At 38.0% G+C, this 21,596-nt stretch carries 18 protein-coding genes and 1 other annotated feature; of the genes, 13 read left to right on the plus strand and 5 right to left on the minus strand.

Features of this window, described 5'->3' with window-relative positions:
• The first annotated feature begins 46 nt into the window (after positions 1 to 46).
• On the plus strand, positions 47 to 1,219 hold the full coding sequence (locus BJ095_RS03855; protein ID WP_107932401.1) for a ParM/StbA family protein: 1,173 nt from the start codon (positions 47 to 49) through the stop codon (positions 1,217 to 1,219).
• 9 nt (positions 1,220 to 1,228) lie between these two features.
• Positions 1,229 to 1,846 (plus strand): hypothetical protein, encoded by a 618-nt coding sequence (locus tag BJ095_RS03860; RefSeq protein WP_107932147.1) that lies wholly within the window; start codon positions 1,229 to 1,231, stop codon positions 1,844 to 1,846.
• 59 nt (positions 1,847 to 1,905) lie between these two features.
• On the opposite strand, the gene tcuA is transcribed toward BJ095_RS03860, so the two are convergent.
• Positions 1,906 to 3,414: an FAD-dependent tricarballylate dehydrogenase TcuA gene (gene tcuA, locus BJ095_RS03865; protein WP_181417956.1), complete on the minus strand. Its 1,509-nt coding sequence runs from the start codon at positions 3,412 to 3,414 to the stop codon at positions 1,906 to 1,908.
• Between the two features lie 136 nt (positions 3,415 to 3,550).
• Between tcuA and BJ095_RS03870 the strand changes: the two genes are divergently transcribed.
• From BJ095_RS03870 to BJ095_RS03905, 8 genes are all read left to right on the plus strand, one after another.
• Positions 3,551 to 4,408 carry a LysR family transcriptional regulator gene (locus BJ095_RS03870; protein WP_107932149.1) on the plus strand — a complete coding sequence of 286 codons (858 nt, stop codon included), beginning with the start codon at positions 3,551 to 3,553 and terminating at the stop codon, positions 4,406 to 4,408.
• Positions 4,409 to 4,486: 78 nt separating this feature from the next.
• Positions 4,487 to 6,079, plus strand: a complete 1,593-nt coding sequence (locus tag BJ095_RS03875; RefSeq protein WP_107932151.1) for an ATP-binding protein — start codon at positions 4,487 to 4,489, stop codon at positions 6,077 to 6,079.
• A 15-nt stretch (positions 6,080 to 6,094) separates the two neighbouring features.
• Positions 6,095 to 6,802 carry a response regulator gene (locus BJ095_RS03880; RefSeq protein WP_107932153.1) on the plus strand — a complete coding sequence of 236 codons (708 nt, stop codon included), beginning with the start codon at positions 6,095 to 6,097 and terminating at the stop codon, positions 6,800 to 6,802.
• A 157-nt stretch (positions 6,803 to 6,959) separates the two neighbouring features.
• Positions 6,960 to 7,940 (plus strand): tripartite tricarboxylate transporter substrate binding protein, encoded by a 981-nt coding sequence (locus BJ095_RS03885; protein WP_107932406.1) that lies wholly within the window; start codon positions 6,960 to 6,962, stop codon positions 7,938 to 7,940.
• A gap of 13 nt (positions 7,941 to 7,953) precedes the next feature.
• Positions 7,954 to 8,403 carry a tripartite tricarboxylate transporter TctB family protein gene (locus BJ095_RS03890; protein ID WP_107932155.1) on the plus strand — a complete coding sequence of 150 codons (450 nt, stop codon included), beginning with the start codon at positions 7,954 to 7,956 and terminating at the stop codon, positions 8,401 to 8,403.
• Between the two features lie 16 nt (positions 8,404 to 8,419).
• Positions 8,420 to 9,928 carry a tripartite tricarboxylate transporter permease gene (locus BJ095_RS03895; RefSeq protein WP_107932157.1) on the plus strand — a complete coding sequence of 503 codons (1,509 nt, stop codon included), beginning with the start codon at positions 8,420 to 8,422 and terminating at the stop codon, positions 9,926 to 9,928.
• A 69-nt stretch (positions 9,929 to 9,997) separates the two neighbouring features.
• Positions 9,998 to 11,359 carry an SLC13 family permease gene (locus tag BJ095_RS03900; RefSeq protein ID WP_107932159.1) on the plus strand — a complete coding sequence of 454 codons (1,362 nt, stop codon included), beginning with the start codon at positions 9,998 to 10,000 and terminating at the stop codon, positions 11,357 to 11,359.
• A gap of 146 nt (positions 11,360 to 11,505) precedes the next feature.
• Entirely contained in the window at positions 11,506 to 12,003 is a 498-nt protein-coding gene (locus BJ095_RS03905) for an LURP-one-related/scramblase family protein (protein ID WP_107932161.1), read from the plus strand.
• Between the two features lie 52 nt (positions 12,004 to 12,055).
• Here the strand turns inward: BJ095_RS03905 and argS are convergent, their stop codons facing one another.
• Positions 12,056 to 13,735: an arginine--tRNA ligase gene (argS, locus tag BJ095_RS03910; protein WP_107932163.1), complete on the minus strand. Its 1,680-nt coding sequence runs from the start codon at positions 13,733 to 13,735 to the stop codon at positions 12,056 to 12,058.
• Positions 13,736 to 13,771: 36 nt separating this feature from the next.
• Positions 13,772 to 13,994: a binding site (T-box leader), on the minus strand.
• A gap of 55 nt (positions 13,995 to 14,049) precedes the next feature.
• Complete coding sequence (locus BJ095_RS03915) at positions 14,050 to 14,727, minus strand: NAD(P)H-dependent oxidoreductase (protein ID WP_107932165.1); 678 nt, start codon at positions 14,725 to 14,727, stop codon at positions 14,050 to 14,052.
• A 181-nt stretch (positions 14,728 to 14,908) separates the two neighbouring features.
• On the opposite strand from BJ095_RS03915, the gene BJ095_RS03920 reads away from it, so the two are divergent.
• The 3 genes from BJ095_RS03920 to BJ095_RS03930 all read left to right on the plus strand — a co-directional run bounded on the left by BJ095_RS03920 (position 14,909) and on the right by BJ095_RS03930 (position 18,725).
• Positions 14,909 to 15,895, plus strand: a complete 987-nt coding sequence (locus BJ095_RS03920) for a LacI family DNA-binding transcriptional regulator (RefSeq protein WP_107932167.1) — start codon at positions 14,909 to 14,911, stop codon at positions 15,893 to 15,895.
• A gap of 202 nt (positions 15,896 to 16,097) precedes the next feature.
• Complete coding sequence (hisD, locus tag BJ095_RS03925) at positions 16,098 to 17,378, plus strand: histidinol dehydrogenase (protein WP_107932169.1); 1,281 nt, start codon at positions 16,098 to 16,100, stop codon at positions 17,376 to 17,378.
• Between the two features lie 30 nt (positions 17,379 to 17,408).
• Positions 17,409 to 18,725, plus strand: coding sequence for a GntP family permease (locus tag BJ095_RS03930; RefSeq protein WP_107932170.1), 1,317 nt, complete (start codon positions 17,409 to 17,411; stop codon positions 18,723 to 18,725).
• 111 nt (positions 18,726 to 18,836) lie between these two features.
• On the opposite strand, the gene BJ095_RS03935 is transcribed toward BJ095_RS03930, so the two are convergent.
• Together BJ095_RS03935 and BJ095_RS03940 are read right to left on the minus strand one after the other, a co-directional pair.
• The gene (locus BJ095_RS03935) at positions 18,837 to 19,880 is read right to left on the minus strand and encodes a DUF2804 domain-containing protein (RefSeq protein WP_107932172.1); all 1,044 of its coding nucleotides are present in this window, start codon (positions 19,878 to 19,880) and stop codon (positions 18,837 to 18,839) included.
• Positions 19,881 to 20,084: 204 nt separating this feature from the next.
• Positions 20,085 to 21,521 (minus strand): anion permease, encoded by a 1,437-nt coding sequence (locus BJ095_RS03940; RefSeq protein ID WP_107932408.1) that lies wholly within the window; start codon positions 21,519 to 21,521, stop codon positions 20,085 to 20,087.
• Positions 21,522 to 21,596 lie beyond the last annotated feature (75 nt).

The raw sequence follows: 21,596 nt of genomic DNA on the forward strand, positions 1-21,596 counted from the left end.
ATCCTTTAAGAAACCATACAAATTAAAGAGAAAAGGAATGATTAATATGATTAACTCTAGAACAGCAGCTGTAGATGTTGGTAATGACTCGATTAAGGCAATCTTTGGTGAAGTAGAGTACGAATTAAATATTCCTAATATCGTGGCTAGGGATACAGAGGATCGCCCTGTTATTGGAATTGAAGAATTAGATAATAAAAATCCACTAGATGGAATTCATATCAAGGTGCACTCTCCTGCATTAAAGGATAATAATGCAATTTACCGAGTAGGTAATTTAGCAACAAAAAGTAGCAATGCAACTGAACTTGATCCAGGCAGTTCAAAATCAGAAGAAGATCAAACACTGATTATGCTATTTGCTACATTAGCGTTAGACGCTGTAAATGAAAACAATTCAAATGCATTTCCACGAGTGAAAAATGTAATAGATGCAAATTATACGCTTGGTACAGGCCTTCCCCTACGTGAAGTTAAGGAAGGAAAGGATGCAGGCTACCGTTCAAAACTAGTTGGTTCTGTCCACCAAGTCGAGTTCCTTGTTACGCCAAAATACCAGGGCTTAAAAGTAAATATTAAATTTAATGAAGTAAAGATTTACCCGGAAGGCTTTGCTGCTTATATTAATCTTGTAATGGATAATCAGCTTAAAATTATTAATAAGGATTTAATCGATAAACGCATTATCATTCAGGATATCGGTGGGCTATCGACAGATATCGCTGTTATTAAGAACCGGAATGTTGATGATGATAAGGCACAAGGCTTCAATCTAGGAGTATCCGAATCTCTAGAGGCTATCAGAGAGGAAATCCGTTCAAGACATGGCATTGAATTAGACAGCCGTCGTGATGTGGTTGAGATTATCACAAGAAAAAATGATCGCAATCATATCATGGTTAAAGGAAGTCGCACAAGTGTTCATGATATTACGGACCGTATCCTACTTGAATTAGCTAAAAAACAATATCGCTTACTACGTAATATATGGCAAAAGAATTCACAAACAGAGATCTGCTACTTTGTTGGTGGTGGAGCAAATGTCTTAAAGGATTATATTAAGACATTAAATAATAATTTAGATGGCTATAATATCGATTTCTTTGAAGATGAAAAAGAAAGTATTTGGATGATGGCCAATGCTTATTATAAACTAATCAATGACTTTATCAGAAAGTCAGAAAAACCAAAGCAAGCTCAAGAACCTGTGAAAAATTAGGGTGATGATATGAGTGCGCGGGCGAATGAGATTAAGAGAGGACAAGCCATTTCATTTCGTATTCCTTCAGATACGCCTGATCATCTTTTAAAGCATTTACAGAAGCTAAAGGAATCAGAAAGAAGGAATTTTTCGAGCAAGATGGCTGAGTTTGTCTTGCAAGGAGTAGGTCAATCTTTTACAAAGGAAAGGGAAACAATCAACATTCCTCTACCTCATAAGCTGAGTAAATCACAGCGAGATTGGCTAAAGCATGAGCATTCGGAGGCTCTGTTGGGAACGATTGTATACCAGCTATTAATGGACCCAGTTCGTGCAACATCCTTGCTTGCATCTCTAAATAGCAATGCATTGGATATAAATGAAGCATTGTATTTGCAAGAGGAATTAACAAATACACAGTTGCCGGGAATGGAGTCTGAGGTTTCCCAAGTGGATAACTATGTCCAAGCCATTGAAGAAACAGCTGCTGGTAGTGATTCAGAAATAACAGATGATTTAGATGCCTTTGAATGGGAAAGTGCAACACATCACCAAGTTGTAGATACTGAGGAGAACCAGGACGACGAGGAAGAGTTAGATTTAGACAGTCTTCTAGGCGATTTCCTTAATAAAATGAATAAGTAAACAAGAAATCCGCATTGTGAAAGCTACAATGCGGATTTTTTCAACTTCAAAACTAACTATTAATTTATTGTTGCATTTTCATGGGCATCGGCATATTTTGCTGCCTGGGAGCCAGAAACTTTTCCAAACACTGCTCCTGACATGAGACCAGAACCCCCTGGATAGTTTTTATAGAAAATACCGCCAACCATTTCACCTGCAGCAAATAGCCCTTTAATTGGTTCTTCAGCTGCATTTAAGACTTCACCATTTGGATTGACATGAAGGCCGCCGAATGCGAATGTAATACCGCAAGTTACCGGGAAAGCGTAATATGGACCTTTTTCAATTTTCATAGCCCAGTTCGTTTTTGGTGGCGTGATTCCCTCCGTCCCTTTTGCATCCTTGACAGAAGGGTTATAGTCTCCGTCTTGTACTGCATTGTTATAGTCTTGAATGGTTTGAAGGAACTGCTCCTTGTTCACAGGTAATTGTTCAACTAACCCTTCAAGTGTATCTGCTTGATAGAAAGTTGCCTCTTCTAAATTATATTCTTTTCGAAGAAGTGGACGAACCTGCGCATCAAAGATTTGGAAGGCTACATGATCAGGCTGCTTTAAAATTTCACGTCCGTATTTTGCATACGTATAATTTCTAAAATCTGCACCTTCATCTACAAAACGGCTTCCGTCCTTGTTTAGCATAATGCCTAAAGGATAGGAATGCTTTTTAAAGATGTCGCCAGGCTTCTTAAAGTCGCCAACCTTAGGAGCATTATAATCTGTGCCGATTGAATGGCAGCCATCCCACTCCCCGAACTTTTGGGCGCCAATTTCAAGAGCCATTTTAATACCGTCTCCAGTGTTATACTCTGTACCTCTTACAATAGCCGCTTCCCATTCAGAGCCCATATATTTTGAACGCAATTCCTTGTTTGCTTCAAAGCTTCCACATGCTAATACGATACTTTTTGTATTCACAAGTGTCTCAGCGTCTTGTTGCGAAACGATTACTCCAGTTATTTGGTTATTCTTCGTTTCAAGCTTTGTTGCTTGTGATTCATACCATACATCTATACCAAGCTCCTTCGCGCGTGCGAATAATTGCTTCATTAAACCAATGCCTTTTTCCTTTGTTTTTACTGGAAGACCACCCCAAAAGTGAATTTTTCCGTCTTGTTTAAAGGATTGGTTATCGTAGTTAAGTTCAAATTCAACGCCATGCTCGCGCATCCAAACGATTGTTTCATAGGATTTCAAAACTAATTGATTGGCTAAATCTGGCTGGCTTTGTCCATCCGTTACACGCATCAGATCATTATAATAATCAGAAGTGCTGTATTCCGGCATTACGAGTAAATCAGCTTCTTCATCTGCAAGGGCAGGCATAATTCGTCTAATATCCTTTAATTCATTGTAAGCAAAGCGGATTGCCCCATCTGTGAAATAAGAGTTGCCCCCACTTTTTTGCTCGGGTCCCTTTTCAAGTACCAGCACACTAGCCCCATTTTCCTTTGCAGAAATAGCAGCACATAAAGCCGCATTACCTGCACCTACAACGACAACATCATATGAATATATCTTTGACATGTCCAATTCCCCCACTCCATAATGTTTACAATATTCTTACAACCAGTATAATGAAAAATAATAAATAGATAAAATATGGAAAATTGATAATCATCGATAAAAAATTTCTATAACTAAAAAGGTGAGGGATGACTACATGGATGAAAAGGACTGGCTTATTCTGCAAACGATTTATAAGGAGAGAAATATTACAAAAGCGGCCGAGCAACTATATATATCTCAGCCATCTCTAACCTATCGAATACAGCAGCTGGAGGAGCAATTAGGAGTAAAGATTTTATCAAGAAGAAAGAGAGGTGTCGATTTTACAATAGAAGGAGAATATTTGGTCCAATATGCCACGAGTATGCTATATCAGATGAATGAGATGAAGGACCATCTTGCGAACCTCCATGGCAAAATTAAAGGGACATTAAGGTTAGGTGTATCACAAACCTTCGCTAGATACAAATTACCAGCTATTTTAGCTGAGTTTATAAAACAATATCCGGAAGTGGATATCAATTTGAAGTCCGGCTTTAGCTACGAGGTTATACAAATGATTAATAAAGAGGAAGCGAATATTGGTATTGTTCGTGACGTCTATGATTGGAAGGGCTCGAAAATCTTGCTTGGCGAGGAGAAGATTTATCTTGTGTCCAAAAGTAAGATTGATATAGATCAATTACCGTATATGACGAGAATAAATTACAATACAGATTTATCCTTAAAAAATGTAATTGACGGCTGGTGGAAGGAATCCTTTGACCATCCCCCTAGAATTACGATGGAGGTAGACCTGATTGATACATGCCGGGAAATGGTGCTAAATGGATTGGGCTATGCATTTTTACCGGAAATTTGTCTTAATGGCTATGACAGTTTGCATACCTATGAATTGTCCTTAAACGAGGAAACGCTAATTAGAAATACATGGCTAATTTTTAACGAACGCTCTATGGATCTTTCAGTTGTGAGGGCATTTAAAGAGTATATGGAAAAAGGAAATGCTTAAAAACTACTGTAGTATTCTGAATATTCATTGTTATAATAGAGTAAACATTTCAGCATTGTTTCGTAAACGGAGAATGATATGAAAAGAAAAATGAGGGTTTCGTTAAAAGTTAAAATATTAGGCTTAGTTATTCTACTAATTGCCTTTATTATTGGGTCATTGTCCTTGATGTTTATCTATATGAAATATAGAGATGATATTGTGAAGGTAGAAGAGCTATCCTTACAAACTGCCAAAACGCTATCGTATACACCTTCACTGCATGACTACTATAATACCAATAGCAATCATGAAGAGCTCGGCGTTTTGATCAATCAGATTACCACTCAAATTGAACCTATAACGGTTTTTATTCAAAATCGAGATGGTTCGATTTTTGCTTCAACAGATGGCAATAAATTATATGGGAAGCTTAAGAGTGAGGATGCAAATAAAGCGCTTACTTTTGGCAGTTATTATGTTATTAGAACCACTGAAAGCAATAAAGAGGTTTTAAAGGCAATTGCACCTATATCGATAGATTATGGAAATTACAATAAGGTAGAAGGTGCAGTGGTTGTACTTTATGATTTGAGTACACTAGATAAAGAGATTTGGAACGATGTAAAGAAAATCCTCAAGGTGTCTATTTTAATCTTAATCATGGGGGTGATTGGGAGCTACATGCTTGCTAGCAGTATCCGAAAAGACACATTAAACCTTGAGCCTTATGAAATTGCAGCAATGTTCCGAGAGAGAAATGCTATTCTTCAATCTGTAAAAGAGGGAATCCTTGCTATAGATGAACAAGGAGCAATAACGATGATGAATGCATCTGCACGATATTTACTTGATGTAGAGGAGCATTCAGAAGGAAAGCTTGTATCGAATGTCTTTAAATCCGAGGAATTATTAAGCATCCTTAAAAATAGTGAAAAACAAATGAACGTTGAAATTCAATCTAATGAAAAAACGATGATTATTAATACACAGCCGATTATTGAGGGCGATAGAAACATAGGAATTGTTGCTAGCTTTCGAGATCGTACAGAGGTAAAGCATATGGTTGACGCACTTTCTGAGGTAAAGCAATATTCGGACGACTTGAGGGCTCAATCACATGAGTTTACTAATAAACTGTATGCCATACTTGGTCTTCTACAGCTCGATAAAAAAGAGCAGGCAATTGAATATATTAAAAGTGAAACACATATTTATACAATTGAAGAAGATTTGATTTTTACAAAAATAAATGATGAAAGAGTACAGGCTATATTACTTGGGAAAATTGCACAAGCGTCTGAAAAGAAAATTGACTTTGCTATCGAAAGTGAAAGCTCATTAGCCCATATCCCACAAGAGATTACTTTATCTTCTCTTATTATTATCTTAGGAAATCTCATTAATAATGCCTTCGAGGCTGTTAAAGATACCCAGGAGAAAAAAGTAAGCTTTTTTGTAACGGATATTGGAAATGAGATTATTTTTGAAGTATCTGATAGTGGACCAGGGATCAATAAAGATATTGAACATCAACTATTTCAAAGGGGTTTATCCTCAAAAGGAAAAAATCGAGGATATGGATTGTTTAATGTGAAAATAGAAGTAGAATCACTGAATGGAATAATTGAATATAGCAGTGAAGCTAGTAAAGGGACTGTTTTTACAGTATATTTGCCAAAGGTTTCCTAAGGGGAGGGAAAGCAAGTGGATCTAATCAATGTTGTAATAGCAGAGGATGATTTTCGTATTGCTCAAATACATGAGGAGTTTTTGTCTCATATTAAGGGTTTCAATGTAATAGGAAAATCACTGAATGCAAAGGAAACAATGGAACTACTTAATAATCATACTGTCGATTTATTGTTAATGGATATTTATATGCCCGATCAATTGGGGATTGATCTTTTAAGTGAGATAAGGGAAAATTACCCTACCTTGGATGTTATTCTAATCACCGCTGCCAGGGAAAAGGAGTTCTTAAATAAAGCATTAAAATTTGGTGTTGAGCATTATTTGATTAAACCAGTTACATTAGAAGTCTTCATAAAAACTATAGAAAAATATAAAGAGAATCGCCATCTACTAAATTCAATTACAGAGATAAACCAAGATATTATTGATCATTTTTTTGCGATGGATGATAAGAAAAAGGCGCAACAAAAAATTGATTTTCCTGCTGGAATTGATTACTTAACGTTAGAGAAGGTAAGCAATATCCTTAAAACCGAAAAAACTGGCTTAACGGCTGATAAAGTCGGGGATAAGATGGGGGCGTCAAGAACAACTGCCAGACGATATCTTGAATATTTGGTTAGTATCAAACAAGCCTATGTAGAACAAGTATATGGGGTAGTAGGGCGACCAGAAAGAAATTATTTTTATAACGAGCTATTAAAGGAAGGGCGCGCATAGCGCCTTTTCTTTTTTAATTTGTGAATGCTTTAACATGTGAACAATATGAACTTAATTTTCTTAAAATTTTAAATAAACATATTTTAGAAAACGTTTACATTCAATTTCAGAAAAATTATGATTAACTCAATTAAACACCATAAGGGGAGTGGAAATGTTGAAAAAATGGGGGATTTTGTTATTGGCTGTTGTATTTTTAACAGCTTGTTCAGCATCAAATGGGTCTTCAGGGGATGGAGAGTACCCGAGTAAAAATATTGAAATTGTGGCTCCAGCATCACCAGGGGGAGGCTGGGATTTAACAGCTCGCTCTGTGCAAAAAATTCTAAAGGACAATGAGTTAGTAGCAAATAATATCAACGTTATCAATAAGCCTGGTGGAGGCGGAGAAGTAGGATGGAGCTATTTAAGCACAAAGGATAGCCATTACCTAGCTGTTAATTCAAGTTTAGTCTTAACAAATAACTTACTTGGTCAAAGTAAACTGACACATAAGGATTTTACACCTTTAGCGACTTTAGCTACTGAGTGGCAGGCAATTGCTGTTTCTGTTGATTCACCTTATGAAAGTGTAAATGACTTATTTGAACAAATTAAAAAGGATCCAAAGTCAATTAAAATTGGTGTCGGACCAGGATTAGGGAACGATGATCACTTAGCCTTTGTTCAAGCAACTGGCATGAAGGGCGTTAATGCAAAAGATTTGAACTTCCTTGTATATGATGGCGGAGGTGGAGATGTTGTTACAGCACTTTTAGGTAACCATGTAGATGTTGTTACAACCTCTTTATCAGAAGTAAAGGAACAACACCTTGCAGGAAAGCTGAAAATTTTATCGGTTTCATCTGAAGAGAGATTAGAAGAGTTGGAGGATGTACCAACTCTACAAGAGGAAGGGTTAGACATGGTATTCCCTCACTGGCGCGGTATTATGGGGCCACCTAATATGACAGAAGCTGAAATTCAGTATTGGGATGAGAAATTAGGCGAAATGGTAGAGTCAGAGGAATGGGCAACCCTGCTTGAAAACAATGATTGGGACACATTCTATCAAAATAGTAGTGAAACAAAACAGTTTATGGATGAACAAGAAAAGCTGTATAAGGATTTAATAGATAAGTCTGGATTAATTCAATAAAGGAGCGATTAAGATGAAAATAGTCAAAGTCGGAATGCCAGTTTTAATGATTTTGATAAGTGTAACCTTTTTAATTAGCTCTTTTGCGATTCCCAAAGCCAATCTTGGGAATCCAAATGGTCCATTATATTTTCCAATCGGGCTAAGTGTTCTCATGCTTATATTAAGTTTAATTTACCTGTTCAATGAATTAAAAACGATGGATGGAAGCTATGAGAAAATTAAAGATTTGTTTGACAAAAAAACGCTCGCTCGTATCGGAGTGACAATTATTTTAGGTATAATTTATTCTTTGATTTTTGAGACAGTAGGCTTCTTAATATCTACTATACTCTTCCTGGGATTACTTCTGTTTTATTTGAATGGAAGAAAAAAGTGGCTTGTTAATATCGCTGTTACAGCTGGTTTCTCATTCATCACATGGTATGGATTTAGTCAACTGCTAGGCGTAAGTTTACCGTAGAACAGGGGGAAATAACATGGAAGGTTTTTTAGAGGGATTTTTGACCGCTATCCAGCCTATTAATATCTTATGGATTGTTCTAGGTGGCTTTTTAGGAACGGTGGTCGGAATGCTTCCAGGATTAGGACCAGCGACGGCAGTTGCAGTCCTTATCCCGGTGACATTCGGAATGGATCCAACCAGTGCGATTATTTTAATGGCTGCGATATATTATGGTGCGATGTATGGGGGTTCAAGAAGCTCAATTTTGTTAAATACACCAGGAGATGGTTCGGCGATTGCCGCAACATTTGATGGGTATCCAATGGCCAAGAAGGGGCAAGCCGGACAAGCAATGGCCATTTCGGCAGTCGCTTCCTTTATCGGAGGGGTATTGGCAACTATTGGTTTTGTATTCTTGGCAAAACCATTAGCAAGCTTTGCACTAAAATTTGGTCCAGCAGAGTATTTTTTATTGATGCTATTAACACTTTCAGCTATCGTTTCATTGTCAATTGGCAAAATGATAAAAGGCTTTATTGCTATGAGTATAGGGCTCCTACTAAGTACGATTGGCATTGATCCACAAACAGGTATCCATCGCTTTACGATGGGTGTTCCCCATTTAAGCGAAGGGATTGACTTTCTAATTGTAATTATTGGGGTTTATGCAGTGGGTGAAGTATTTTATAACTTCTTAACCATTAATAAGGAAAAGAAGGGTCCAAAAGATGGTGGCGACAGTATGGGAAAAATATGGTTCACAAAGGAGCAATGGAAAAGATCGAAATGGCCAATGCTTCGTAGTGCCCCATTAGGCTTTATCATTGGCGTACTTCCTGGTGCTGGCGGCTCCATTGCTTCAATGATTAGTTATTCTACCGAAAAGCAGATCTCCAAAAAGCCAGAGGAATTCGGTAAAGGAGCTGTAGAAGGGCTAGCTGCTCCTGAATCAGCCAATAACGCAGCCTCAGTAGGGGCAATGATTCCTCTTTTAACAATGGGTATTCCAGGATCGGGGACGACAGCAGTTATGCTTGGTGCACTAATCATGTTAGGTGTAAGACCAGGACCAATGCTGTTTGAAAATGACCCAGTAATGGTATGGGGACTTATTAATAGTATGTTTATAGGCAATATTGCTTTAGTTATTATTAATGTACTTCTAGTTGGTCTACTTGTGAAGGTTTTAAAAACACCTGCTAAGGTACTTTATCCTTTAATCATTATGTTAGCCTTTATCGGTACGTATACATTAAGTTACAGTACGGTCGATTTCTATCTATTATTACTATTTGGTGTTATTGGGCTGTTGATGAAGGTAATGGATTTCCCAATTGCTCCACTTGTATTAGCTTTAATTGTAGGGACAGATATGGAGCAGAATTTCCGTATGGCGCTTACGTCATCTAATGGAAGCTTTAGCATCTTCTTCTCATCATGGATTACAGTAGTATTAATAATTTTAACAGTATTGTCATTATTCTATCCTTTGTTAATAAAGCTGTTTAAGAAAAAGAAAAATGATCATACCATTGCTAGCTAAAATAATATAGGAACAAAGTCTACCAATGAAAAAAGGTAGACTTTCCTGCTTTAAAGGGAGTCTTTTCACATGCAAAAGAGAGCTTTATTGTTCATAGTGATAGTACTATATCTGATTTTTTTCATTATTCCATGGGAAATGAATATCAAGATTCAAGCTATTGCAGCACTTATGATTATTCAAATTCTATGGGTAGGTAAGGTGTTTCCTTTAGCTTATAGTTCGCTCCTGGTAATACTATTATTTTCATTTCACTTTTTTTCCTACGAGGAGACATTAACATATTTAGGCTCCGATGTGGTTTGGCTGCTCTTTTCAACCTTCATTCTATCAAATGCCTTAATTGATACGGGGCTCGCAAATAGAATGTCCTTGTCGATTTTAAAACTATCTCGTGGTGCTAGCAGAACACTTTTGCCGATCTCTTTTGCATCAGTTTTTGTCATCTCCATTTTGGTCCCCTCCAATGTGGGAAAGGCAAGCTTAATATCTTCTGTTCTAGATAGTTTAATCAAAAGCTTAGGGGCGATTCAAAATGCTAAAAATCTAGCAAAATCACTTTTTATAGGCATTACATATCTCGTACCAATTGCAGGAGCTTTCATAGCAACTGGCGCAAGTTCAACGATTTACGCTTATAGTCTTTTTGCGCAGCATGGGACGACAATCCATTTTTTAAATTGGATTTACATTTTTGGGGTACCTATTATCATTTTTGCTATTTTCCTATGGATCCTCTTTTTGTTCATGTATCCTCCTGAAGCAATTAATAGAGAATATTTACTAACACTTATAGAAGAAGAGATTCATAAACTCGGTAAAATGAGTCGTAATGAAAAGAAAATGCTCTGGATAATCGGTTTTACGCTTCTTTTATGGATGACTCAAGATATTCATGGCTATTCGATTCCATTGATCGGCTTGTTGGGTGCCTGTTTAACAATGCTTCCGGGTATAGGAATTTGGGAATGGAATCAAGCAAAGAAATCAGTGAATTGGGATATTATCCTCTTTTTTGCCTCGACTTTGATGGTATCAGGAATGCTTATTGACACGGGGACCATTAATTGGCTGTCAAAATATTTAAACGTCTTGATAGATTCACAATCTCCATTTGTGATTGTGCTAATCTTGGTTTTAATAACCTCGTTACTTAGAATTATGTTTGTTAATGTACTTGGGTTTTTGGCCATTATGCTACCTCTTGCTTTTACCTTGGGTGATACTTTGAGTGGAGTTTCAGCATTACTGCTGGCAAAAGCGGTCTTTCTTGCAGGAATACCTGGCTTCTTTTTTATCACTCAATCACCTGTACATTTAATTAGCTATTCCTATGGGTACTTTACTGAGAGGGAGTTATTTCGAGTAGGGGTAATTGCTTCTTTAGTATGGGTGGGGATTATCTGCTTAGCTTTTTGGGTGTTTTGGTAGGAAATACAGTATTATGGGCGTGTTAGGTTTTTCATCCTAGCATGCTTATTTAATGTGAGTATGTATATACATAAATTGGTTAATTTTGTTATATTGAAATTGGTTAAAAAGAACGTAGCATATTATAAATCTAAGGAGGTGCTTGAATGAAACACTTGTATATAAAGCAAAAGGTTTTTAGTTTAAGTGGAAAATTCACCGTAAAGGATCAGCAGGAGAAGGATGTTTATTATGTGGAAGGGAGCTTTATGAAGCTTCCGAAAACGTTCTCTATTATGAATACAGCAAGAGATGAAGTAGCACTTATTACAAAAAAGATGTTCAGCTTTTTGCCTAAGTTTTTTGTTGAGGTGAATGGCAAAGAGGCCGTAACGATTAAGAAGGAATTTTCTTTTTTTAAGCCACGCTATACCATTGAAGCAGCTGGAATTGAGGTAAAGGGCAACTGGTGGGATATGAATTTTCAGGTATTGCAGCATGGAGAAGTAGTCGGAAGTGTTAGCAAGGAGTGGTTTACATGGGGCGATAGCTATAAGGTTCAAATCATTAACGAAGAGATGGAGACAATCATTATTGCTCTAGTTGTGGCAATAGACTGTGTAAAGGCAGACCAATCCGCAGCAGCCAACTCAGCAACAATGTAATATTGACTAAAAGCCGGTTCAATTAAACGCATATTGAATCGGCTATTTACTTTTACATTTCCTTAGGTGCTTTGATGCCTAATAATCGTAAGCTTTCTTCTAAAACAATTGAGACAGCATAGGCGACCTTTAATCTGTCCTTTTCTAAGCTTTCGCCTGTTAAGAATTTCGTATTGGCATAATATTTATTGAAGCTTCTTGCTAATGACAAACTATATTTTGCAATGATTGCCGGGCTAGCCTGAGAAAACGCATTTTCCACGACATTAGGGAAGGATTCGAGTAGCTTTATAATTTCCCACGCTTCTGTATCTAGGTAATGCAGGTAACTATCAGATAAAGTAAATTCTCCCTTAGCTAAAAGTGTATGAATACGGGCATTTGTATATTGAATATAAGGACCTGTTTCACCTTCAAAGGTAACCATTTTTTCTATTGAAAACTCAATGTCATTCATACGGTCATTTTTAAGATCATTGAAGATTACGGCACCAATACCAACTTCATTTGCAACTGCGGCTTTATTTAAAAGGCCAGGATTCTTCACTTCAATATTATTCTTGGCAGCTTCAATCGTTTCCTTCAAAACGTCGGCAAGCAAGACCACTTTTCCTTTACGAGTAGACATTTTCTTGCCGTCCTTTAGCATCATGCCAAAGGGGATGTGTTCGCAGTTCTCCGCAAAGGCATAGCCCATTTTTTTAAGAATAGCAAATAGCTGTTTAAAATGAAGGGACTGTTCATTGCCGACTATATAAAATAGTTTTGCGGGCTGATACATTTTATGACGATAAAGAGCAGCAGCCAAGTCTCTTGTTGCATATAAAGTAGCCCCATCCTTCTTTGTTATCAAACAAGGAGGCATGTTTTCTAGTTGGACAACCATTGCACCATCAGACTCTTCAAGTAATTCTTTTTCAGTTAGCTCTTCAACAACGAATTCCATTTTATCGTTATAAAAGGCTTCACCACTGAAGGAGTCAAATGATACCCCAAGCATGTTATAGATTTGCTCGAATTCCTTTAACGATGCCAAACGGAACCACTTCCATAAGGAAAGCATTTCATCATTACCTTCTTCTAGAGCTTTAAAGGTCAGGCGTGCTTGATTATTTAATGCTTCATTGTGCACAGCCTCATCATGGAATTTTACATAAATTTTAAATAGCTCTTCAATGGGATTTTGCTCGATAGCCTCTTTGTTTCCCCATAATTGATAGGCTACAATCAGCTTTCCAAATTGTGTTCCCCAGTCACCTAAATGATTGATGCGGGTTGCTTCATATCCTTGTTTTTCAGAAATATTGGCAAGGGCGTTTCCAATAACAGTGGAGCGAAGATGCCCCATTGAAAACGGCTTTGCAATATTAGGAGAGGAAAAATCTAAAACAACCATTTGCCCATTTTTTGGTTTTCCCCCATATTGATTTTTGTGTACTAAGACGTTATGAATAACTTCTTTTGCAAATTGTAATTGATTGAAAAAGACATTGATATAAGCATTTTCAACTCTTACTTCTTTGATAAATTTCCCGTGAATTTTCGTAGCTAATTCTTCAGCAATTAATGTAGGTGACTTTTTATATGCTTTCGCTAAGGTAAAGCAAGGGAATGCCAAATCGCCTAAACCCGTATGCTTTGGTGTCTCTAGTAGGCCTTCAATTTCCTGGGTAGAATAACTTTCTTCTAAAGCTAATGAAATAATCCCTGCAAGCTTTGTTTTCACCACCATAACCTCCTTAAAATATAAAAAGCCCTCGTCTCTATATAAAGAGACGAGAGCTTAGATTCCCGTGGTACCACTCTAGTTGCTACAATATAATGTAGCCGCTTTTTTCGTTGTTAACGAGGTGTCTTCCCCGGTATTCTCTACGAACTGTGTTCAAGAAACTTCTCCAAAGTGCGTTTCGCCAATACTTCCAGATTAGGCTCCCACCATCCCTAACTCGCTTTGCTTTTCATATGGCTACTCTCTTTTTCACGGAATTTTCGAAAATTAAATTAAATTGATTTTATCCAATCATTTCCTAAAAAGCAAGGAAATTATTATTCCACCCATTTCACAACATCATCAAAGGGTCTGCGAGTTTTTGGACGAGGATCATTTGTACGATAACCAAAGGCTACCATGACAGAAATGCCAAAATGTCCATCCTCCAACAAGGCTTCGTCAGCAAGAAGCTGATTCATTTTTTCAATATTAAAGCCTTCAATCGGGCAGGAATCGATGCCGATTTGAGCAGCAGCGGTCATCATATTGCCAAGTGCGACATAGGTTTGCTTACATGCCCAGTCAAAAATATGGCGAGCTCCATCTAATAATTTGAAATCATCTCTTTGGAACTCTTCCACGCGTTCTAAAAAGGTCGCTAAATGCTCCTCAGGGAAATGGGTAACATTTCTTAAGTGATCCTGTAAATAATCCGAATTGTACATTGTGTCAAGCTTTGTTCTAGCTAGGATAATGACAAAGTGACTTGCATCTGGAAGCTTGCTGAACGCTCCCCATGATGAGTTTTTAATTTTTTCACGAAGCTCGGAGCTTTGCACTACAACAAAGCGCCATGGCTCAAAACCAAAGGAACTAGGTGATAATCGACCTGTTTCTAAAATAAAGCGAAAATCGTCATCGGATATTACCTTGTTAGCATCAAATTCCTTAGTAGCATGTCTAAAATGATAGGCTTTTAAAATTTCTTGTTTTAAGTCTTCTTTATTACTCAACTTGACTCACTCCTTTGTTTCACTAGAAATTAGTTGTTAGTATAGTCTTTATAAAATAATCTATCATTTATTTTGATTCCCTGATATTCGCTTGCTTTAACATTCTACTATTAGTAAAATGCTGCGTTGGTGTATAATTTACTATAATTATTGATTTGATGAGGGTAGGAATGGATGGATTATGAGTAATGGAATTAATGCTAGGGATGTAGCTAAGCTTGCAGGAGTATCACAATCTTCAGTTTCCAGAGTCTTTTTTGGGGGAGCTTCAGTTTCAGAGAAAACACGTAAGAAGGTGTTGGCTGCGGCTGAGGAATTAGGGTATGTTCCGAATGAGTTTGCTCGTAGTTTAATTACAAACAAAACGAGGCTAATTGGTCTTGTGATGAAGGGCGTTCATAACCCGTTCTATCCACAGGTTTTACAGGAGTTTACTACGCATTTTAATGAGCTTGGCTATACGATTTTGTTTGTTCACACAAACCATGATGAGATTCAAAAAGAAGATATAGAAATGCTTTTACATTATCATGTGGCAGGAGTGATAATTACGGACGCTACGCTTTCGCTAAAGGTAATAGAGGAATTCAAAAACAATAAAATCCCGGTAGTTTTATTTAATCGAAAAGTGGAAGAGCCAAACTTCTTTTCGGTAGGTACAAACAATTTAGAGGCAAGCCGTCAGATTGCCAAATTTTTAATAGAAAAAGGCTGCAAAGATATGGCCTATATTTCAGGTGCACGAAATACATCCACAAGTATCGAACGTGAAAAAGGCTTTTCGGAAATGTTAGCAGAAAATAAGGTGCCATATAAGATTTATCATTCGGATTATTCCTATGATGGAGGCTTTAAAACAGCGAAAGAGATTATACAGGCTGGGGATATACCATCTGCATTTTTTGTAGCAAATGATATTATGGCATTAGGTGTGTTAGATGCGCTTCGTGAGCAATCAATCGATGTACCAGCAAAAACTAAGGTAATTGGCTTTGATAATATCGAAATGGCGGCTTGGCCAATCTATAATTTAACCACGTGGGAGCAGCCAATCGCACAAATGGCCAAAGAAACCGTTTCTTACATCATTTCTGAAATAGAGGAGTACACAGATAGAATCGGCAATATAGAGATAAATGGAGAGCTAATCGAGAGAAAAACAACATAAGGGTATTGACAATTTGTTATTATCAGAATATTCTAGTGTTATAGATTAATTGCATACGTATTCATAAACTTGTGGATACGTTTATTTTTTAGAAGCTTTTGCATACGTATTCATTTTTTAGGCACTAGTTCTTTTAATATTTTTGAACACGCTTTCAATACGTTGTGTAAGCGTATTCACCACTCATGAGGAGGAATTGTTAATGGTAAAGGTAATCAAAGCTGGTAAATCAAAAGAGGAAGTTTCAAAGAATGATTTAGAAGTAACAAAAATCGTAGCAAATGCAATTCAAGATATCGAAAATCGAGGAGACGTAGCTGTACGTGAATATTCCGAGAAATTCGATAAATGGTCTCCAGAATCATTCCGATTATCTGAAGAACAAATTCGTGAAATCGTTGCAAAGGTTCCTGAAGAAACAATTGAAGACATTAAATTTGCTCAAAAAAATATCCAAGCATTTGCTGAAGCTCAATTAGCTTCTTTAAGTGATGTAGAAGTAGAAAATATTCCTGGTGTTATTTTGGGTCATAAAAATATTCCTGTAAGCAGTGTAGGCTGCTATATTCCAGGAGGACGTTACCCAATGGTTGCGTCTGCACATATGAGTGTTCTTACAGCTAAGGTTGCCGGTGTAAAACGTGTTATAGCATGTACACCACCAATTAACGGTGAAGTACCAAACGCAACAATTGCTGCTATGTATCTAGCAGGAGCAGATGAAATCTATCTTTTAGGTGGAATTCAAGCAATGGCAGCAATGGCAATCGGTACAGAAACAATCGAATCTGTTGATATGATTGTTGGACCCGGTAATGCATTTGTTGCTGAGGCCAAACGTCAATTATTCGGACGCGTTGGAATCGATTTATTTGCAGGTCCAACTGAAACATTAGTAGTAGCAGATGAGACATCAGATGCTGAAATCATTGCTACAGATTTACTTGGTCAGGGTGAACACGGACCAACTTCACCTGGTGCATTAATTACAACTTCTGAAAAGTTAGCACAGGAAACGATTGAAGAAATCGAAAGACAGCTTCAAGTATTACCGACTGCTGATGTGGCACGTATTTCTTGGGAAGACTATGGTCAAATTTTGTTAGTTGATAGTTTAGAAGAAGCGGTGGTAGAGGCAGATAAATTAGCTTTCGAACACGTGGAGATTTTAACAGAAAATCCTGATTACTTCTTAGAAAATATGAAAAATTATGGCTGTCTATTCTTAGGACCAGAAACTAACGTTGCCTATGGTGACAAGGTGATCGGTACAAACCATACGCTTCCAACAAAAGGCGCTGCACGTTATACAGGTGGTCTTTGGGTAGGGAAATTCATCAAAACAGTAACTTATCAAAAGGTAACAGAAGAGGCTTCTGCTTATATCGGTGAATATGCCGCTCGTTTATGTCAGCTAGAGAACTTTGCAGGACACGCAGAGCAAGCTCTATTACGTGTGCGTCGCTATGGCAAAAAAGCATAAGCATTTCTATAACTATTAAGGGGTGAACACATGGTTTTGGGATTTATTGGGTTATTTGGTGGATTAGCATTACTAATCTACTTAACCATGAAGGGGATGAACTTACTAATTGTAGCCCCATTATCAGCACTATTCGTTACTTTGTTAAATGGACTGCCGCTATTTCCACAGCTCGCTGAGGAAGGTGCAGCAAACTTTTTAACGAACTATATGACCGGGTTTTCGGGCTTTATAGCCTCCTGGTATTTAATGTTCTTAACTGGAGCTATATTTGGTAAGGTCATGGAAGACAGCGGTGCAGCCGAGAGTATTTCAAAGTGGATTGTCTCGAAAATTGGAATGAAGCGCGCAGCTCTAGCAATTATCATTGCCTGTGCCGTATTAACTTACGGTGGGGTTAGCTTGTTTGTAGTTGCCTTCTCGGTTTACCCAATGGCATTAAGTTTATTTAAAGAGGCAAATCTACCAAGGAGATTTATTCCAGCGGCGCTTGCATTTGGTTCGACAACCTTTACAATGACTTCTGCAGGTTCACCTGAAATCCAGAACTGGATTCCTATCGAATATCTAGGAACGAATGCTTATGCAGGCTGGCAAGTCAGCTTAATTGTAGCTGTATTTATGATGATTTTTGGTTACTGGTGGTTAACAAAGGTTATTCAAAAAGCTGTTAATAACGGTGAAACATTTATTGAAAGAGAAACAGACCATCATGAGGTTAGAGAGGAACTACCAAATCCATTCCTTAGTCTAATTCCTTTAGTCGTCGTATTAGTAATATCATTTATATTCCACGATTCCTTAAAGCAGTCGGCACTAATTATTGCTTTAACCAGTGGATCTATTGCTACATATTTGATTAATCGCAAATACTTCACGAATGTCGGAAAAGCGATTACAGATGGTACAATGGGGGCGATAATTGCGATTGCAAATACTTCTGCTGTCGTAGGCTTTGGTGGAGTAGTAAAGGCAACCGAAGCCTTTAAGCAAGCGGTAGGGTTTATGACGGATATACCTGGAAGCCCATTGATCGGTGGAGCGTTAGCTGTTGCGGTTATTGCCGGGTTAACCGGTTCATCTTCAGGCGGTCAGGCTATCGCATTACCATTATTGGCACCACACTATTTAGATATGGGTGTAAACGCAGATGCCTTACACCGTACTGTAGCAATATCCTCAGGTTCCTTGGATTCACTTCCATCTGGAGGCTATGTTGTAACAACGATTCGCTCGATAGCTGGAGAAACCCACAAGGATGCCTATCCAATGTTTGGGGCATTAACGGTGGTTGTTCCATTAATCGGTGCAATTCTAGCGGTTATTTTGTTCTCAATCGGTTTATAATAGTGAACACCCAACAGACGAATTTGTTTGTTGGGTATTTTCTTTTTATAGGTAAAAGAAAAACTGGAGGCTAGAAGGAATAGCTCCAGTTTTTAAATTAACCGCTTTCATTTAAAGGCGAGCTTTCATGGACTCACATACACCACGCATATTGTTTACTTCAATGCCGGCCACTGTACCGGAATAAGTTCCAACCATTTGCCAGTAGTCGATAGATGCGAGGACAAGCTGGTGCTTAACGTCCTTGCGATCTTCTGGCGTAAAAGTTACATCCAGTCTGCCATCAGCTGAAGTCATGCGCCATTTTGCTAGTGGATCGCTGGATTCCTGAACGAAAGTAATATCCGAAAGTGCTTCACATTCACCCGGTGTCCATAGGCAAGACTCTTCATCCGTTCCGGGCACAATTGGTCGTTGGGCAAAGTTTGCACCAGCAATACCATCTGGTGTAATGCCGGCAAAGGTTCCCCATAGCCAAGTAGTTCGGTATGGAAGAGCAGTGCGATGTTCATCGAGTACAGCCAAATCACGAGTTGGATCAAAAATGTATGTACGATCTCCAACAGTTACCGTGCCAGATGCCGGGTAAGCTACCTTATGAGTGTACATCGATCCTCCTGGTAATGGTGAACTCACAGATAATGGCCCCGAAGCTGTGGAACCATCAAGCTCAAGGTCCATTTTAATCGCTTCCTGATTTGGTGAAGCGTCAACTGATACGCGAATTCGGTGAATACCTTCCGGTTTTTCCGCCCAGTCATAAGCAATTCGGTAGCCTTTAGCGTCAATGAATGGTTTACTTGGGAACAATACATGAGGGAGATTTAGTGATCCACCACGGACATTACGGCTGTGCTCAACCATTCCTTGTTTGTCGCGTACATAGATTTCTGAGCTTGCCAGGTAATGCGCCTCCTGTAGAATCATGGATGACGAAATTTCCGGATGGAACAGTGTGAAACCAACCCATTCCTTTAGACGAAAACGGCGTAGAGCTCTTGGGATTTTAGATGACTCGTCCAAAGGATCAGCATCATGAGGTCTCACTTTAAATCGACCATATTGGCGTACACCATCAATAACAAGTAACACATTTTCTTGGTGATTGGACTGGATTTGCAAATCATTATGTGCATTAAGATCTTGTTGTTTCATGTAAATCAACTCCCTACATTATTTACTCGCTATTATAACGAATGTTCTACTATTTGTAACGAAAATTCTGAAAAATGAAAGAGATTGAAATATTGATAGTGCACGAGTGAAGACAAAATGATAGGCTTGCCACTTAAAACACAAAAAAACCGTAAATAAACTAGAAATTACTCCAGCTCATCTACGGTTTATAAAGAATTTAATTTACCAAAGTCCAAGTATTTTCCACCATAATCCGCCGATAACTAGCCAAATCACAATGTGGATGATGGAGATGACAAGACCGATTCCCCACCATTTTTCCTGTGTTACATAGCCTGTCCCAAAGAAAACGGGAGCAGGTCCGCTGCCGTAATTAGTTAAACAGCCGAAAAGGTTACTGAAAAATGCAAGGAGTAATGCTGCTACTAATGGTGGCGCACCAGCAACTACCATAACAGATAAAAATGCTGCATACATGGCACTCACATGCGCGGTATTACTAGCAAAAAAGTAATGAGAATAGAAATAGACAATCGCAAGTACTATTAGTGCTAGCATCCAAGAGGTTTCACCAATCATACCTTGAACCATTTCACTGAACCAAGGAATCATCCCTGTACTATTTAAGAACATAGCCATCATGACCAAGACTGAGAACCAAATTAATGTATCCCATGCCCCCTGCTCTTGCTTAATATCTGACCATGTTAACACCTGAGTTAGTAGTAAGAGTACTAAACCGATAAATGCCGTAACAGTCGTATCGAGATTGATGCGTGAGCCGAATATCCATAGAACGATTAAGAGAACAAAAATGCCAATCATATACCATTCTGCTTTTTTTAAAGGACCCATTTCCTCAAGTTTTTTTGTAGCTTCTACTGCTGCAGAAGGGGTCTCTTTCACTTCAGGCGGGTAAATTTTATAAATCACAAAGGGTACTACGATTAAGCTAAGGAGCCCTGGAACGATTGCCGCAACCATCCAGCCGACCCACGTAATTTGTACGCCTGCAATTTCCTCCGCCATTTTGGCAGCAAGAGGGTTGGCCGCCATTGCAGTTAAGAACATGGCAGATGTAATCATATTAGCCTGGAAGGAAGTTGTTGTTAAAAAGGCACCAATTTTTCTTTCTGTGCCATCACCAGTTCGTGAACCATATGTTTCTGATAATGAACGAATGATCGGTAGTAAAATTCCGCCTGCACGCGCTGTATTTGACGGCATTGCTGGGGAAAGAATTAAATCACTCGCAATCAGGGAATAGGATAATCCTAAAGTCTTTTTACCAAACAATCGAACAAAGAGGTAAGCAACACGTGTACCAAGTCCCGTTTTAATAAAACCTCTGGAAATGAAGAATGCAATAACAATTAACCAGATTGTTGAGTTTTGGAATCCACTTAATGCCTCCTGTAGAGTTAAGGTGTTTGTAACGGTAATAACCGTTAAAGCTAAAATAGCCATACTTCCCATCGGAATTGGCTTTATAATCAGCCCAATAATAGTGGCAACAAAGATAGCAAATAAATGCCAGGCTTGTATTGGTAAATCTCCAGGCGCGGGAATAAACCAAATAATTGCTCCTATTATGGCAATAACTAATAATGGAATAATTTTTACTTCACTTTTTTGATTCAATTTCTTGAACCTCCTCATCGAAACAAACAAAATAGCTGCATAGTAGCTTGCAATCCTAAAATGCAAACTTTATTCAACAAAAAAGGACAAATG

Origin of the sequence: Ureibacillus chungkukjangi, assembly GCF_003217295.1 — a bacterium.
GTDB lineage: Bacteria > Bacillota > Bacilli > Bacillales_A > Planococcaceae > Ureibacillus > Ureibacillus chungkukjangi.

Bases quoted from the DNA above. Each gene is read 5' to 3' on its own strand.
- BJ095_RS03935 (WP_107932172.1), bottom strand. From the start codon at position 19,880: ATGAAACAACAAGATCTTAATGCACATAATGATTTGCAAATCCAGTCC.
- BJ095_RS03875 (WP_107932151.1), top strand. From the start codon at position 4,487: ATGAAAAGAAAAATGAGGGTTTCGTTAAAAGTTAAAATATTAGGCTTA.
- BJ095_RS03920 (WP_107932167.1), top strand. From the start codon at position 14,909: ATGAGTAATGGAATTAATGCTAGGGATGTAGCTAAGCTTGCAGGAGTA.
- BJ095_RS03890 (WP_107932155.1), top strand. From the start codon at position 7,954: ATGAAAATAGTCAAAGTCGGAATGCCAGTTTTAATGATTTTGATAAGT.
- hisD (WP_107932169.1), top strand. From the start codon at position 16,098: ATGGTAAAGGTAATCAAAGCTGGTAAATCAAAAGAGGAAGTTTCAAAG.
- BJ095_RS03870 (WP_107932149.1), top strand. From the start codon at position 3,551: ATGGATGAAAAGGACTGGCTTATTCTGCAAACGATTTATAAGGAGAGA.
- tcuA (WP_181417956.1), bottom strand. From the start codon at position 3,414: ATGTCAAAGATATATTCATATGATGTTGTCGTTGTAGGTGCAGGTAAT.
- BJ095_RS03900 (WP_107932159.1), top strand. From the start codon at position 9,998: ATGCAAAAGAGAGCTTTATTGTTCATAGTGATAGTACTATATCTGATT.
- BJ095_RS03855 (WP_107932401.1), top strand. From the start codon at position 47: ATGATTAACTCTAGAACAGCAGCTGTAGATGTTGGTAATGACTCGATT.
- BJ095_RS03905 (WP_107932161.1), top strand. From the start codon at position 11,506: ATGAAACACTTGTATATAAAGCAAAAGGTTTTTAGTTTAAGTGGAAAA.
- BJ095_RS03895 (WP_107932157.1), top strand. From the start codon at position 8,420: ATGGAAGGTTTTTTAGAGGGATTTTTGACCGCTATCCAGCCTATTAAT.
- BJ095_RS03860 (WP_107932147.1), top strand. From the start codon at position 1,229: ATGAGTGCGCGGGCGAATGAGATTAAGAGAGGACAAGCCATTTCATTT.
- argS (WP_107932163.1), bottom strand. From the start codon at position 13,735: ATGGTGGTGAAAACAAAGCTTGCAGGGATTATTTCATTAGCTTTAGAA.
- BJ095_RS03930 (WP_107932170.1), top strand. From the start codon at position 17,409: ATGGTTTTGGGATTTATTGGGTTATTTGGTGGATTAGCATTACTAATC.
- BJ095_RS03940 (WP_107932408.1), bottom strand. From the start codon at position 21,521: ATGAGGAGGTTCAAGAAATTGAATCAAAAAAGTGAAGTAAAAATTATT.